Source organism: Streptomyces sp. NPDC058198 (assembly GCF_042882605.1).
Taxonomy (GTDB): domain Bacteria; phylum Actinomycetota; class Actinomycetes; order Streptomycetales; family Streptomycetaceae; genus Streptomyces.
This window is the reverse complement of sequence record NZ_JBHVVP010000001.1, coordinates 1,644,963-1,660,131: the sequence shown is the minus strand read 5'-3', so window position 1 is coordinate 1,660,131 and position 15,169 is coordinate 1,644,963. Positions and strand designations below refer to the sequence as shown.

The 15,169-nt window shown below is 68.2% G+C and carries 13 protein-coding genes and 1 pseudogene; 2 read left to right on the top strand and 12 right to left on the bottom strand.

Features of this window, described 5'->3' with window-relative positions; translation table 11 throughout:
* Positions 1-20: 20 nt before the first annotated feature.
* The 8 genes and pseudogenes from ACFVWW_RS07310 to ACFVWW_RS07275 all read right to left on the bottom strand — a co-directional run bounded on the left by ACFVWW_RS07310 (position 21) and on the right by ACFVWW_RS07275 (position 9,350).
* Positions 21-1,208: a protein kinase gene (locus ACFVWW_RS07310; RefSeq protein ID WP_386876419.1), complete on the bottom strand. Its 1,188-nt coding sequence runs from the start codon at positions 1,206-1,208 to the stop codon at positions 21-23.
* Between the two features lie 495 nt (positions 1,209-1,703).
* On the bottom strand, positions 1,704-2,156 hold the full coding sequence (locus ACFVWW_RS07305) for a hypothetical protein (protein ID WP_386876417.1): 453 nt from the start codon (positions 2,154-2,156) through the stop codon (positions 1,704-1,706).
* A gap of 191 nt (positions 2,157-2,347) precedes the next feature.
* Positions 2,348-3,313, bottom strand: a complete 966-nt coding sequence (locus tag ACFVWW_RS07300; protein WP_386876415.1) for a DUF4238 domain-containing protein — start codon at positions 3,311-3,313, stop codon at positions 2,348-2,350.
* A 143-nt stretch (positions 3,314-3,456) separates the two neighbouring features.
* A complete protein-coding gene (locus tag ACFVWW_RS07295) occupies positions 3,457-4,095 on the bottom strand; it encodes a hypothetical protein (protein WP_386876413.1) in 639 nt (212 codons plus the stop codon).
* Positions 4,096-4,097: 2 nt separating this feature from the next.
* Positions 4,098-4,997, bottom strand: a complete 900-nt coding sequence (locus ACFVWW_RS07290; protein ID WP_386876411.1) for a hypothetical protein — start codon at positions 4,995-4,997, stop codon at positions 4,098-4,100.
* A gap of 279 nt (positions 4,998-5,276) precedes the next feature.
* A pseudogene (locus ACFVWW_RS07285) lies at positions 5,277-6,618 on the bottom strand (IS1380 family transposase).
* Between the two features lie 784 nt (positions 6,619-7,402).
* On the bottom strand, positions 7,403-8,932 hold the full coding sequence (locus ACFVWW_RS07280) for a helix-turn-helix domain-containing protein (protein ID WP_384190224.1): 1,530 nt from the start codon (positions 8,930-8,932) through the stop codon (positions 7,403-7,405).
* Between the two features lie 214 nt (positions 8,933-9,146).
* Positions 9,147-9,350: a DUF4236 domain-containing protein gene (locus ACFVWW_RS07275; protein WP_384329435.1), complete on the bottom strand. Its 204-nt coding sequence runs from the start codon at positions 9,348-9,350 to the stop codon at positions 9,147-9,149.
* Between the two features lie 159 nt (positions 9,351-9,509).
* On the opposite strand from ACFVWW_RS07275, the gene ACFVWW_RS07270 reads away from it, so the two are divergent.
* Positions 9,510-11,045 (top strand): PLP-dependent aminotransferase family protein, encoded by a 1,536-nt coding sequence (locus ACFVWW_RS07270; RefSeq protein WP_386876408.1) that lies wholly within the window; start codon positions 9,510-9,512, stop codon positions 11,043-11,045.
* Between the two features lie 31 nt (positions 11,046-11,076).
* On the opposite strand, the gene ACFVWW_RS07265 is transcribed toward ACFVWW_RS07270, so the two are convergent.
* The 4 genes from ACFVWW_RS07265 to ACFVWW_RS07250 form a co-directional block, all read right to left on the bottom strand.
* Positions 11,077-12,072: an aldo/keto reductase gene (locus ACFVWW_RS07265; protein ID WP_384190217.1), complete on the bottom strand. Its 996-nt coding sequence runs from the start codon at positions 12,070-12,072 to the stop codon at positions 11,077-11,079.
* Positions 12,073-12,221: 149 nt separating this feature from the next.
* A complete protein-coding gene (locus ACFVWW_RS07260; RefSeq protein ID WP_384329429.1) occupies positions 12,222-12,527 on the bottom strand; it encodes a hypothetical protein in 306 nt (101 codons plus the stop codon).
* A 108-nt stretch (positions 12,528-12,635) separates the two neighbouring features.
* Positions 12,636-13,775: a DUF4037 domain-containing protein gene (locus ACFVWW_RS07255; RefSeq protein ID WP_386876406.1), complete on the bottom strand. Its 1,140-nt coding sequence runs from the start codon at positions 13,773-13,775 to the stop codon at positions 12,636-12,638.
* A 109-nt stretch (positions 13,776-13,884) separates the two neighbouring features.
* Positions 13,885-14,511, bottom strand: coding sequence for a TMEM175 family protein (locus ACFVWW_RS07250; protein WP_386876404.1), 627 nt, complete (start codon positions 14,509-14,511; stop codon positions 13,885-13,887).
* Positions 14,512-14,726: 215 nt separating this feature from the next.
* Between ACFVWW_RS07250 and ACFVWW_RS07245 the strand changes: the two genes are divergently transcribed.
* A complete protein-coding gene (locus ACFVWW_RS07245; RefSeq protein WP_386876402.1) occupies positions 14,727-15,068 on the top strand; it encodes a DUF1330 domain-containing protein in 342 nt (113 codons plus the stop codon).
* Positions 15,069-15,169 lie beyond the last annotated feature (101 nt).

The following is a 15,169-nucleotide window of genomic DNA, read 5'->3' as shown; positions in this document are numbered from 1 at the left end:
CGATGTGCCTGATAGGCGAGCTACAGCGCGGACTGCATCGCGTACCGCTTTCGCAAGTCCTCGGAAACCGTCAGCGAGGCCGGCTTCCGACTTCGCCTCGGCTTCTGGGCCGGTAGCTCCGCATCGGTCATTTTCTCGGCTTCCCGCACGACGTCTTTCGTGAGATCGGCAGGCGCCTCAGCGCCGGAGTCTGCTGAGACCGGGAGAGGACGGTCGAGCGGGCTGTCGTGGTCGTCCTCGTCCGCAGTGCCGGTATCGCCGACCGGGGCCGCGAATTGTTCGATGCGTTCCCACACCGAGGAGGACGGGCCATTGTTCTGCGCCGCGCGGGCACTGTCCTCGGAGGAAGCCGTCGCATTTACCAGTGCATGGCGGGCTTGTGCCGCAGACAACCCCGCATCCTCTACGAGTGCCACACACTGCCGGGTCACCTCGGCCAGCATGGGACGGTCGGCCGGCGCGTACGCGAGCATCGCCGTGATCAGCGGGAGAAGGGCGTCAGGCAGCCCGGCCAGATTTGGGAACTGTTCCTCGTCCGCCACCTGAGTGGCGATTCCGAGCCAGTCCGCGCCCTCGTACGGGTAGTGGCCGGTCGCCGCATAGAGCAGCACTGTGCCGAGCCCGTACACATCGGCAGGTTCTTTCGGCTTGGTGCGGGCGAGCGCTTGCTCGGGAGGTATACACCGAATGGTGCCGATGATCATCCCGGCCTGCGTCAGGTTGTCCTTGTCAGCGTCAACGAAGGCCCCGAGACCGAAATCGATCAGTATCGGACCGTACTCGCTGAGCATGACGTTCTGCGGTTTGAGGTCGCGGTGGAGCAGGCCCACCTTATGAACTGCTTCGAGCCCTTCGGCGAGCAGCGCGCCGAGGCTGGCGACGAGCGGGGTAGGGAGCGTGCCCTGGCCCTGTACCTGCTCCTGAACCGTATGTCCTGGGACGTACTCGACGGCCATCCAGGGCTGCTCGGCGTACGGATCGGCATCGAGGAAGCGTGCCACTCGGTTTGTACCCACGACCGTTCGCGCGATGAGCGCTTCCTTCTCGAATCGGGCACGCGTGGCCTGGTCGAGGCGATCCCGTCGAATCACCTTCACCGCGACCGGGTCCCCGCCGGGCGAATAGGCCAGATAGACCTCTCCCATGCCCCCCGAGCCCAGCTCGCGCTCGACCACGTAGCGGCCGATCTGCGCGGGCACCTCTGCCATGTTCTCTGAGTCACCCTTTCGCGACCGCGTCACGTGTTGCAGCATCACCGAAGGTCACCTTATCCCTGCGGCTACGGGGACAGGGTGGGTTTCTGGCCCTTGACGTGCGCAGACGTCAAGGGGCGGACGAGCTGGCCCGACGGGAAGCCAACGTAGTCACGAAGCAGGTCGGCGAACGCCGCCCGTTCGCGCAGGTCCCGCCGCAGTGAGGGTGTCGCTATGGGGCTCGGCGCGGCCGCTGCGGCCGTTGAAGGCCAGGCGCTGCTTCGGCGCCCCAGCGAAGGCGGTACGTGTCTGACAGAACTAGCCCGCAGCGCAGAGTGCTGCCGGTAACGTCGCCCCATGTCGTCAGCGGCGGCCCGAGTGCGGCCGAAGTGTAAGAGGGGGCGCTGAGCCATGGGGAAATCAGCACGGGACACCCGGAGCTGGACCCCCTGCTCACCCGGACGGACTACGTCCGCGCTCGTGCGTGTGCCAGCCGTTCCGCTGGAGTGATCACTCGCTTTCGCGGTCGTCGTCGGCCGTGTCATCTGGCCCGTCTGCGCGGGCTCCCGAGGGATCAGAAGGGGCCGACTGTTCAACTTCATCAACGGCTTCGTCACGACCGCTTGGCCGGTGCAAGTCGGCAGCGACGTCCAGCTTGGGCATGGAATCTGCCACTTGTCGGGCGATACGGTGCATCGGGTTGTCGATCAGCGCCAGCTGCTCGGCCGCGATCTTCTGAGCGAGACGCTGGGCGGGGGTGTCGATCAGGTTCAGATGGTCGGCCGCGACCTTCCGAGCGAGACGCTCGGTGGGGGAGTCGATCAGATTCAGATGGTCTGCCGCTTGTCGGGCCAGGTGCTGGGCCTGCGTGCCGAAGAGATTGTGCCGGGCCGCCATCTGCTGGGCGATGCGCTGCGCGGGCCTGGTCCGCGGCCGCGATCCGGTTGGCGAGGATTTCTCCACCGATCAGCAGAGACCTGGCGATGCGAGCGCGCCCGCGCTGCCGGTAGGCGCTGTCGACGGTGGAGACCAGCACCCCCAGCGCCCAGTCCAGTTCACACCGCCGTTCCAGCCCTCGCCGTACGGGATGCCGTGGGCGTCGGGGGCGCAGCCGTCCAGTTCCTCCACCCAGAAGTACGCCCCGGCGGCCCGGTCTACGATCTCCTGTTCCTCGATTCCGACGCCGACGCGCGGTAGGGGCTCACGCGGTCCGCTCGCCACCGCTTCGCCGCCTCTCTCGCGAACATCTCGAGCCTTGTACTCCGAGGGTGCATATAGACGTAGCAATCGGCAGCGCGGATTTGCACGATGTTGATTTGGTCCATGAGGGCCCGAGGGATGGTGCTAACGATGTTGTTCCTTCCCAGGGCCAGGAGATGTCGGGGAGTGATCGGCAAAACGATGGAGTGTGCGTCACCGATGGCCATGTTGTACGACCAGGGCCTGGTATCCGTACGCACGGTCACCGCTGGATTGTCGCCGATCAAGAACTGCCCGTTTTCTGGCGTCAACACCTCCAACTGCCAGTTCGAAGCCGTGGCACGCACTCTGTTGAACATGCTCTCGATGCTGGTGCGAAACAGTGCGCCTGTTCCGAAGCCCTGGGTGACCTCGGACTGTTCGACGAGACGCTCAGCGAAGGCATTGAGGGCGCCCTCGCTGGCAAGGTGCAGCCCGGTCTGCCGCAACGCCTCACGGCGCAGCGGTTCCGGGAACCGTCCGACGACCTCACTGCGGACCTTCACACGCACGGTCTCAAACGCGTTGGTGTACACGTCGCGATAGCGGTGTGACCGCACGTAGTGGAGCACGATCAGGTCACGCAGAGCCTCGACGTGCAGGGGATCGGCGAACGGTGTGCCTGCGTACACGGCCTCGATGGCAGCGTGAGCGCCCCTCTCTACGGAGTCCCATAACTTCTCAGCAGACGCGGAGTCGAACGCCACGAAGGTGTCGGCCCAGCCGCACGTCCGTGTGCTCGCGAGCTTGTTCCGACGCTCCGGGTTGCGCACATCGACGGGACGCAACTGAAGGCCGCTGCCTTCCGGCCCGGCTGTGGTGAATTGCTTGAGCAGGACCTGCGAGACGAGGTGCTGCCGGCGTATCTGAGTTGCCTTCACCCTCAAGATTCTGGCAAGGTCCGGGCGCATGGGCCAACGGTTTCCAGAAGTCAGAATGGGTTTGCACTGTCCAACGACACGACACCCACCCTCTGCGTAACGCGGCGGCAGCTCCGGCACTTCGAGAGCGTAGGAAGGCTGGGTCAGGCGGAGCGGTGCTGAGGGTCGGCGTCCTGTGCTTCGGCGAAAGTGCCGTAGTCGGTGGACCGGTCGAGGAAAGTGAAATCCATGTCTCCAGCGGTAAAGCGGCTCGTGTAGTAGTGACCCGAGGCGACCTTGGGAGACAGACCAGTGACCGCTATGCGGCAAGCCCCCTCGTGTCGAGGACTACGGTGCTGATGCTCGACACGAGGTCTGTTCTCGTAGAGGAACCCGATTTCGCACGTACTGGAGTTCTCGGGGGCATTGAGAGTGGCGTTGCTGGAGTGGGAGGTGCTTTCCGCGGTGCGGAGCGTCGCGTGCAGGCTCCAGAACGTCTGCTCGATGGTCATGTATGTCGTGATCGGGCCCCGGTTACCGCCTTCGGGGATGTGGCCGTCGGGGCTGGGGGACAACACAACACGCCATGTCCCCGTGACCCACGGGCGGCCAGTAAGACGGTGGATACCAGGCCAATGCCAGGCCCATTTGTCGAAGGCGAGTACGCCATAGCCGACGACAGATGGGACGTAGGCGAACAGGTAGCGAAACTCGGACGGGTACAGGCCCAAGGCCACTAGTACGCCGGTGTAGATCGTGGTGGCGATGGTGGCGCCGGTCCGAAGGGCGGTGGCCTGGTTCATCCTCAGCCTCCGTAATTCAGGTAGCGCCAGCCGTGGAGGATCAGGTCCAGGGCATCCTGCTCGCTCCACTTCTGCTCCGAACCGAAGAGCATCTTGATCTCGTTTGGTTCCTGCATGAGCTGGCGTTCGGTGGCTGAGTCGAGCTGTCGGTAGACCTCAGCCAAGCTCGCGCGGACGGCGTCATCGAGGTCCCCGTTCAAGAAGACGGGATTGGGCACGTTGTAGATCAGACACTCGGAGAAGTAGGAGGGCAGGGCCTCGATGACGCCCTCGGCTGTGAGGTCGTTCTCCACGTTCTTCAGCACTCGCACAACGAACTTGTACCGCTGGTGGGTCGCGGTGTTCTTCGCGCGCCCATTGGCGAACTGAAGCTCGGGCCAGTTCACGATCTTCTTGCCATCTCGGCCGAAGACCACGCTTCCTTCATGCTTCCCGCCCGGTGCTGCACCGTCATACAGAACGTACTTGAAGCACGGCACGACGTCGGTGCTGGGACGGCTACCTGGGACTTCGGGTACGTAGAAGGCTATGTTGTGATCCGACTCCACGTTCCCGAACGCGGCGTCCAGTGCTGCGTAGACCTCGCGGCGAAGGACGTCTTTCGTCCAGGACCCCGTGTAGTCCGGGCCGGCGAGAATCGGCACCTGCCCGTCGTAATAGAAGCACTCGTTCAACTGGACCTTGATATCGACGTCACTGTCTCCACGGACGTTGGTGTTGTTCGGGTACGAGCCCTTGGCCTCCACGTGGATGTTGACGTCATGGAAGGCCGCATGCTGATCAATCGCAGCCCGCACCATGCCCTCTGCCCGCTTGAGGCGACGCTCCTCTGACGGCCCCGGCGGACTCTTCCACTTACTGATCAAGGCCAACCGCTCGTACGTCGTCAACTGCCGTGCCACGGAATCCTCCACCCCATCGGTCAAACGCCGAGAGCAGCTTAGAAGCCGGGACTGACAACGAGCCGTGGCTAACTCACGGTCAAGTGCGCCACGTACTTAGTGACCGTCTCCGGGTTAGCCTCGATCTTTCGTGACGGCTCATCAGTTTAACTGGTGGGCCATTTCGGCGTGTTGGTGTGATCGTGGGCATGGTGGGAGCCCGGCTGTCGCGTCGGGTGGGCGTCGGGTTCCACGGGCTCCAGAGGGCCGTTCGGGTTCGTCGGGGCGGGTTGGTGCTGGTCAGCCGGGGTTCGGGAGGGCGTCGAGGCGCTGGATCGCATCGGTGATCATGTCGGTCCATGGCCAGTGCCGGGCGAACCGCAGGTGCCGACGGCGGGCGGTGGTAACCAGCTGGGCGGCGGCGGAGAACAGCCGCAGTCGCAGGCGGCGGGGTTCCCAGAGTCGGGGTCTGCCGGTCAGGGCCAGCATCGGCAGCCAGGCCAACAGGTCGAGTGCGAGCTGGACGATCTCCAGCCAGATCTGATTCTGGGCGGTGTCGTGCAGCGGCAGATTGCGTAGGCCGGTGGCCCGTGCGGCACGGATACGATCTTCGGCCCGCGCGCCTGCGGTGTCGCAGTTCCAGGTCCCCGATTTTCCCGCTGGCGGTGTTGGTGGCGAAGGCGGTGAGGCGGAGTCCGTCGGCGTCGGTGATACGCAACTGGGCGCCAGGGTGGGGTCGTTCCTTGCGGACGATCAGCCGCATCCCCTTCGGCCAGCCTTTGAGGATGTCGCCGTCGAGTTCGGCGGCCCAGGCACCATCGCGGATCTCGCCGCCCGGCTCGATCGCCGGAGTCCAGGCGGTGGCCGGAACCTTCAGTACGGCCTGATGAATCTGCTCGGTGATGGTCATCCCGACCGAGTACGACAGCCATCGGCCCCGTTGCGTGAGCCAGGCGAGGAAGTCATGGGTGCCGCCCGCCGAGTCGGTGCGGATCAGCGTGGACCGTCCGCGCCGATGTTGCTTCGGGAGCTGGGCCAGGGCGAGTTGAGTGGCGGTGACGTGGTCGATCGCGGGCCGTAGCAGGGCTGCGACCGGCTCTCCAGTGCCGCCGCTGCCGTGGTCGACGAAGCCCATCAGCGGGTGGTGGCCGTAGGTCCTCTTCCAGGTCGCGGCCGCGTCCTGCTTTTCGGAGTGCGCCAGGACCAGGACTCCGTCCAGATCCACGATCACCTGGTCGCCGGTGTCCGGCGCGGAGGTGCCGGCCAACTTCCAGACTTGTTCGCGAACTTCGGATCGTGCCGACTGGATTGCGTTCAGTCCCTTTGGCCCCGCCGCGGCGAGAGTGTCTATGAGCCGGGAGACGGTCGGATCGGAGGCTACCGGGCCGAACACGGCCGGCTCAGCCCGCAGCATTGCCACATCCGCGAGGCAGTCCCCGCCCAGTGCCACGTCCAACAGGATCTTGCCCGGATCGTGCACCGCCCGCGGCCGTCGCCACGGCGTGAGCGCAGCCGATATCGCCTGATGCAAACCGGTCTTGCGGACGGTCTCGACCAGCAGTACCCCACCGGCCTGGGAGACGACCGCCCGACCGCCGCCCTCGGTACGGACGCGCGGGTAGCACCCGATACTCTGCTTCACCTGGGAAGTGCCTCCGACGGTGGCGGGAACAAGGGCCTCAACAATCCTTATTCTCGCTGGTCAGAGGCACTTTCTGTTTGCGCGATCACCCACCGGACAGCACTCCACGTGAAAGCGCGAGGTTAGCAGGCAGCGGCCGCCGACCAACGCTCGCGCACCAGGCAATGAAGGCGGCCATGTCGGAGGAGTACATCAGGCGGGTGGAGTCGGTCAGCTGGCGGTCGGTCTCGGCCGTCCCCACGGCTATGTGCTGAGGGCCAGAGCCTGGGGCGCGGAGACTTGTCACGCTGCTCATCGTAGGGCGGCCCGACACCCCGTCGGCCCGGACGTCGCAGCGGGTGCTCCCACGAGGTGGGCGCAGGCTCAGGCCGTGACACGGCGCCCGTCTACGACAGAGGACGCACCCGCGTGGTGCGGGTCCTCTTCTGCGTGGCGAAGTGGTCAGCCGGAGGACTTGGATGCGCGGTCGGACCCCGGGCTGCGTCGCGAGGCCGGAGCCGTCGGGCAGATGGCGGTTCACCTCGTCGCCCAGACGCGGTCGGCGTGACCCGACCGACATCGGATGTTGCGAGGCCATTTCGGCGACAACCCTCCGTAAAGGCTGACGGTTACTCAGGTTTTCCTGATGTCCAGTCAGTCATTCAAGATCATCTTGCACGTGCGTTGCACAAGGTACTGAAAAGCAACAGTGATCAGTGAAGGGCCGTGAAGGTAAATATTCGCAGGTCAGATGGATGCTGCGGTGTTGTGCCCCTAGGGCTCAAGGGGCACAACACCCCGCCGGTCAGATGTCGCGGAAGATCTCGATCTGCGCGCCCACCGAGTTGAGGCGCTCCGCCAGGTCCTCGTAGCCCCGGTTGATGACATAGACGTTGCGCAGTACGGACGTACCCTCCGCCGCCATCATCGCCAGCAGGACGACCACGGCGGGACGCAGGGCCGGCGGGCACATCATCTCGGCCGCGCGCCAGCGGGTCGGGCCGTCCACCAGGACGCGGTGGGGGTCGAGGAGCTGGAGCCGGCCGCCGAGGCGGTTGAGGTCCGTCAGATAGATGGCCCGGTTGTCGTAGACCCAGTCGTGGATCAGGGTCTTGCCCTGGGCCACCGCCGCGATGGCCGCGAAGAACGGCACGTTGTCGATGTTCAGGCCCGGGAACGGCATCGGGTGGATCTTGTCGATCGGCGCCTCCAGCTTGGAGGGCCGTACGGTCAGGTCCACCAGCCGCGTACGGCCGTTGTCGGCGGAGTACTCGGCGGTGCGGTCGTGGTCGAGCCCCATCTCCTCCAGCACCGCCAGCTCGATCTCCAGGAACTCGATCGGGACGCGGCGGATCGTCAGCTCGGACTCGGTGACCACGGCGGCGGCGATCAGGCTCATCGCCTCGACCGGGTCCTCGGAGGGGGAGTAGTCCACATCGACGTCGATGCTCGGCACGCCGTGCACGGTCAGGGTGGTCGTGCCGATGCCGTCGACCCGTACGCCCAGCGCTTCGAGGAAGAAGCACAGGTCCTGGACCATGTAGTTGGACGAGGCGTTGCGGATGACGGTCGCGCCGTCGTGGCGGGCGGCGGCCAGGAGGGCGTTCTCGGTGACGGTGTCGCCGCGTTCGGTCAGCACGATGGGACGGCCGGGCGAGACCGAGCGGTCCACCTGGGCGTGGTAGAGCCCTTCCGTCGCGGCGATGTCCAGGCCGAAGCGGCGCAGCGCGATCATGTGCGGCTCGATGGTGCGCGTACCGAGATCGCAGCCACCGGCGTACGGCAGCCGGAAGGTGTCCATCCGGTGCAGCAGCGGGCCGAGGAACATGATGATGGAGCGGGTGCGGATGGCCGCCTCGGCGTCGATCGCCTCCATGTCCAGCTCGGCGGGCGGGACGATCTCCAGGTCCACCCCGTCATTGATCCAACGGGTGCGGACGCCGATGGAGTTCAGCACCTCCAGGAGCCGGAACACCTCCTCGATGCGCGCCACCCGGCGCAGCACCGTACGGCCCTTGTTGAGCAACGAGCCGCACAGCAGTGCCACGCACGCGTTCTTGCTCGTCTTGACGTCGATGGAGCCGGAGAGCCGGCGGCCGCCGACCACCCGCAGATGCATGGGCCCGGCATAGCCGAGCGAAACGATCTCACTGTCGAGCGCCTCACCGATGCGCGCGATCATCTCAAGGCTGATGTTCTGGTTGCCGCGCTCGATGCGGTTCACGGCGCTCTGGCTAGTGGCCAGTGCCTCGGCAAGTTGCGTCTGTGTCCAGCCCCGGTGCTGACGGGCGTCTCGGATGAGCTTGCCGATGCGTACGAGGTAGTCGTCTGCCATAGATGCAGGTTATCTCAGATGTGAGATAAGGGCATTGCGGGGGTGCGCTGTCGGGGTGACGGCCATCCGGGCGGTCGGCCGGGTCGGTACCCGGGCGATATGCCCGGGGCGGCCGCCCACGCTCCGATCCTCGGAGCCGGGGGCCGCGCCGGCAACCGCTGCGCCGCCGTCCGGGTGCTCGATGACCGGGACGGCGGCCGACCGGGTCACCCGCTCAGTGTCCGCGCCGCTTGGTCGTCGTCTTGCGCCACCCGAACGGCCCCGGCAGATCCATGGACGTCGTCCGCCGCCCGGTGCTGCTGGACGTCTGTCGCGGCCCGTGCTTGCCGCCACCGGTGGTGATGGACCAGGAGCGCTTGTTGATATTGAGCCGCACCCCCGGCAGGATCCGGAAACTCTTACGGAATGTAATCGGCATCTGCGCCTCCTCTGTCAGGAGTACGGGTTTCCCGTGCGGGCCGATGCATGTCTGCGTTTTCCGAGGGCCGGTCAGAGCGGTACGTACGGAGTAGGGGTGACGGTCGGTCACCGCCTTCGCCCCCCGGCCCGTCCGGCGTGATCGGTAGCATCGGGCTCCATGGCACACGACCGTACGGATCCGGCCCGGGGCACGCTTCTGGACCTGGACCTGGACCTTGACCTGGAGTTGGACCCGGACGGGGAGCAGGGCGGGGAGCCGGGCGGGCGGTCCGCGGGCCCCCTGCACCTGCGGCTCGCCCGGGCGCTTCGGGCAGCGGTGACCGGCGGTCGTATCGTCGCCGGCAGCGTCCTGCCGCCCAGCAGGGCGCTGGCGGCGGACCTGGGCTGCTCGCGATGGGTGGTCACCGAGGCCTACTCCCAGCTCATCGCGGAGGGGTATCTCGAAGCGCGCAGTGGCTCGGCCACCAGGGTGTGCGCCGGGGCCGTTCCCGTACCCGGGCGCGGCCGCGCCGGACGGGAGGCGCCCTGGAATCCGGAGTACGACATGGTGCCCGGCATGCCCGACCTGCGGGCGTTTCCGCGTAAGCGGTGGGCCGACGCGGTACGGGAGGCGGCCGGCAGCCTCCCGTCGGCCGAGCTCGGCTACCCCGACCCCGCGGGCCACCACCGGCTCCGGCAGCGGCTCGCCGCCCATCTCGTCCGGGGGCGGGGCGCGTCGCTGGACGCCGACCGCCTCATGGTCTGCGGGGGAACGCTCGACGGGGTGCTGCGGCTGTGCCGTGCCGTGCGCGCCGACGGACATACCCATGTGGCGCTGGAGGACCCGGGCTGGTCGCGACTGAGTGCGGCCGTCGCGGCGGCGGGACTCGTCCCCGTCGCCGTCCCGGTGGATGGCGACGGCCTGCGGGTCGAGCTGCTCAGCCGCATGCCGCAGGTGCGGGCGGTGATCGTGGCACCCGCTCACCAGTTCCCGACCGGGGTGGTCCTGACACCGCCCCGCCGCGCGGAACTGATCGCCTGGGCCCGGTCGGTCGACGGGCTGGTGATGGAGGACGACTACGACGCGGAGTTCCGCTACGACCGTCACCCGGTCGGCAGCCTTCAGGGCATGGACCCGGAGCGGGTCGCGCTGCTGGGGTCGATCAGCAAGACGCTGTCCCCGGCGTTGCGGATCGGCTGGGTGGCGGCGCCGCCCCGCTGGATCGACGGGCTCCGTGCCGCGAACGCCGCCGTCGCGCCGCCGCCCGTCATCGACCAGGAGGCGTTCGCCGGCTTCCTGGACGCGGGTGCCTACGACCGGCACCTGCGGGCGTCACGGCTGCGGTACAGGCGACGGCGCGATGCCCTCCTGGGGGAGATCGCCTCGTCGCTGCCGGGCCATCAGATCTCCGGCGCGGCAGCGGGGTTCCATCTGCTGCTCCACCTCACGGACTGCGCCGCCGCGGATGTCGTACGGGAGGCCGCGCGGCGCGATGTACGGCTGGCGGATCTCGACGAGTACCGCATGGCGGCGGGGCCGCGCGGCGCGACGTTGGTGCTCGGGTACGGCAACCTGGCCGACGCGGCGGTGCCGGGCGCCGTCCGGCGTCTGTCGGAAGCCGTCCATGTGGCGGAAGCCGTCCATGAGGCGCGGCGGCGGGCCGGCCCCCCGCTTCGGCCCGCCGCCGGGGACGCGTCGCGCGCAGTCGTCTGAGGCTGCGCGTGGACGGGCGTCCGCCCTCGGGTTACGACACCGGCGTGGCGGACACCGGCAGGGCGGCTTGGTCGAGCCGCGCCCTGAGGTCCGGTGCCAGCTCCACGGCGAGAGCGCCGAGTACGTCGTCCAGTTGCTCGACGGAGCTCGCGCCCACGACGGGAACCACCGGCGGGTCTCCGCCGAGCAGCCAGGCAAGAACGACCTGGTTGGGGGTCGCGCCCAGCTCCGCGGCCACCTCGCGCAGCACGGCGAGGCGCTGTCCGGTGCCCGGGTGGTCGTAGGCCGCCGCCAGCGGCTTGTCGGCCCGGGTGTAGGCACCCGAGAGGAGCGACGAATAGGCCATGACCGTCAGGTCCGGCTCGCTGCGCGCATAGTCCAGCAGCTCCGGCGTCACGTGGACGTGCCCGGACTCCGGCAGGCTCATGTCGAAACGTGGCTGAAGGTAGGAGTGGCGCTGCTGCACACAGGTGTAGCCCGTCCAGCCGTTGGCGAGGGCGACGGCACGCGCCCGCTCGGTCCGCCAGGTGGCGTGGTTGGAGCAGCCCAGGATGGACACCTGGCCGTCCGACACCAGTTCATTGAGCGTGCCGAGAGTCTCCTCCAGGGGGACGGATCGGTCCTCGATGTGCGTCCAGTACAGATCGATCCGGTCCGTGCCCAGGCGCCGCAGACTCTCCTGCGCGGCCTTCCGTATCGCGGCCGCGGAGAGCCCTTCGGCCGTTTCCAGTCCGGTGCCAGGGACAGTGGGACGAGCGCCGGCCTTGGTCGAGATCAGCACCTCGTCCCGCACCCGGCGGCTCGCCATCCACCGGCCGATGGTGGTCTCACTCTCGTCCCCGGTGGTGCCGGGGTGCCAGAAGACGTAGTTGTTGGCGGTGTCGATCAGGTTCCCGCCGGCCTCGACGAACCGGTCGAGGATGGCGAAAGACGTCTTTTCGTCCACGGTGCTCCCGAAGGGCAGCGTCCCCAGGCACAGCACCCCGGCCGAGACCCCGGACGGCCCGCCGATACGACGTCGTTGCATGTCGAACTCCCTTGGTCCTGCGTGTTCTTCGCATGGCGCAGTCGACCCCTTCGGGTGTTGACGTGCGGTGACTTCAACCTAGGCGTCGATCGGTTCGGTGTACCGGTCCGATTGAGGGCCAAAAAACCAGACCAATTCTCCCGGTGGCGTCAGCCCGAGGACATCGCCACACCCAGCAGCACCGCGTACAGCAGCGGGAGTATCGCCAGAGCGAGCGCGCCGCCGGCGGTCATCATGCGCAGCCCCCGCATGGACCGGCGGTGCGGCAGAAGCCAGGCGACCGCGAGCAGGGCCACGCCCAGAAGGATCCCGATTTCGATGCCGCTGGTGTAGCCCTCGGAGTAGAACATGCTGAGCTCCCCGACCAGCAGGGGCAGACCCGGCAGGGTGGCGGCCATGGGCGCCTTCCACCAGGTGCGGTGGGCAACGGGGAGCCGCGAGTCATTCGTGATCATGTTGCCCCATGGAATCAGCGCCGGGCGGCTGTGGGGTCGGGGAACGTACTCATCTTCCGCGCGCAGGTACTCAGCGCCGTTTCCTTGGTGCGGCCTGAGGGCCACCGGTCACCGGCCGCGCCCGAGCGTGCTCGTGGCCGCGCGGATCGGGGCCGGTCGGTGGAGGAAGTCCGTGTTGTCCGCCCACTGGTCCACGCCGCCTGTCAGCGGCAGTTCTCGCAGGTCCGGATCGGTGACCGTCCCCGCCAGCGCCTGTGCGAATCGGTCGGCGCGCAGCACCAGGAAGGGCCGGCTGTGGTACGGGCGGCGCCGCGGATCCACCGGTTCGACGAGCCCGGACTCGTTCTGCAGCGAGGCCACCGTCTCGTACGCGTCGCAGAGGTGGCGCTCCCGCTCCGGGTAGGCCGTCGCCGCCAGGGCGCCCCGCAGCGACGGCATCAGCTCCTCGGCCACTGCCAGCCGGCCGAACGCGCTGCCCAGCCACTTGCCGTACGGCGCGTACCGCCGCTCCAGGAGCAGGCACAGCCGCATGAGATCCCGCACCAGCCGTCCCGCGACCACCGCCGAGCCGAGATCGTCCCCGGCTTCCGCGCAGCGTCCGACGAACGCTTCCTCCTGGGAGATCCGCTGCCACTGACAGGCCAGCAGATACCGCCAGACCTGATCGGGGTACCAGGCGAGCCGGCGCCGTACGGCGGTGAGGGTGCCGGGCCCGTCATGGAACACCGCACCGGCGGTGGCCTCGGCGAGTTTCTGCTGCGGCGTCGCGAGCCAGTCCCGGACGGTCGGTTCGGTGCGCGTCGGATCCAGTCCGGCCAGTTCAGTCAGTCCGGTCAGTCCGGTCTCCCGGGTCAGCCAGGCGCCCACATCCTGTGTGGAGACCCGGTGGTTGACCGGGCCGCCCGTCGGCTCCATGAGCCCGACCGGATCGAGCGGATCGTCCGCCTGCCGGAAGTGGGTGGGCCAGCCCCGTACTTCCTTCGGCAGCCGGTCGGCGAGGAGCCGGCGGATACGGGCGCCGTGTTCGGCCACCTCGTCCGGTGCGAGGAAGAGCTCCAGCCGTGGCCCCCACTCGTGATCGGCCGACCTCGCGGTGTCGAAGCCGAGTACCTCCGAGCCGGTTCCGACCCGCGCGGCGGCGTGGCGCAGGCCGGGGAAGGCGTCATCGAGGAGGGGCCGCACAGCCTCCTCGTACAGAATCCTGGCGAGCTCAAGTCCGGGCAGGAACGGGGCATCGGGCGTGGGCATCCGCCCACTGTGGCGGGCGTGGTGCCCGCGGGCCAGCGGATATCGGGTGGGACGCCGCGAGACGACGCCCCGCCGCACCGGATGTCGGGCGCCGCCCGGGAGCGGTGTCTCAGCGGGTGTCCGGGCCGGCCCGGGACCGTTCCCGCCTTCCGAGCGCGATCTTGATGGGGACGAGCGACAGCCACGTCCACAGGGCCGCGGTGGGGGAGACGAAGGCGATCGGCACCGTTGCCGCGAAGACCAGGACGGTCGTGCCGAGGTCCGTGAGGATGTTCCGGGCGACGCGGTCGGAGATGGGGTGGGCCATCTGCGGGCGGCGCCAGATCGTGAGGAACACCGCCAGTTCCAGCAGGTCGATGACGCAGATGGTCGACGCGTACACGGCGACGGCCAGGGGTTGCGAGGCGTACTCGGACAGCATGGTCGTCGGGAAGGGGACCAGTGCGATGGCTCCCAGGCCGGCGAGTGCGAGCCGCAGGGACAGCCCGTCCACGCGCCGGGCCAGTCGCAGGATCCGGCGGTGTTCGCGCCAGAGCGCGGCGAGGATGGTGAAGCTCAACGCGTAGGCGCCGAGCGCGGGCAGCGAATCGCGGACCGCGTCGCGGAAACCGTCCGCGTCCAGTCCCGATGCCACATGGATGTCGAGCACCAGCAGGGTCATGGCGATGGCGAAGATCCCGTCGGACAGGGCGATCAGCCGGTCCGGGCTCTTCTCGTCCGCTCTGCCGTTGCTCACCCGGCCCAGCGTGATCGGGCAGCGGCGCGGGGCCCTTCATTACGCCGACGGCGGGCAAGCCCCGGCCTCACCGGCGCGGTGCGGTGTTTCAGGGTCGGCCCCGGAACGTGCGGCGCGCTGCGAGCCGGGGCCGCTTACCTCTCAGGTCATCGACCCCGGCTCGTACGCCTGCCACGATCGCCGCTGTACGGAGCCCGACCGACCGGAAGGACACCATGCCCGCCTACGCCATAGCCAACCTGCAAGAGGCCGCCCCGCACCAGGAGATCGCTGAGTACATCGAGCGCATCACCGCCACCTTCGAGCCCTACGGCGGCCGCTTCCTCGTACACGCCACGCAGCACGAGGTGAAGGAGGGCACCTGGCCCGGGAACGTCGTGGTGATCGGCTTCCCGGGGATCGCCGAGGCGCGGGGCTGGTGGGACTCTCCCGCGTACCAGGAGATCGCGCCGTTCCGCTCGCGGCACATCCAGGGCGACATCATCCTGCTCGAAGGCGTCCCCGAGGGCTACGACCCGACTACCACCGCGAAAGCGATACGGGAGGCCCTGCCCTAGCCCTCGGGCCTGCTGCGCCTCCGCGATCAAGGCCCCTCGACTTCCGCCGCCGCACAGCGGATCAGGCCCGGTGCTGATTTCGCAGCGCCGGGCCTGACCTG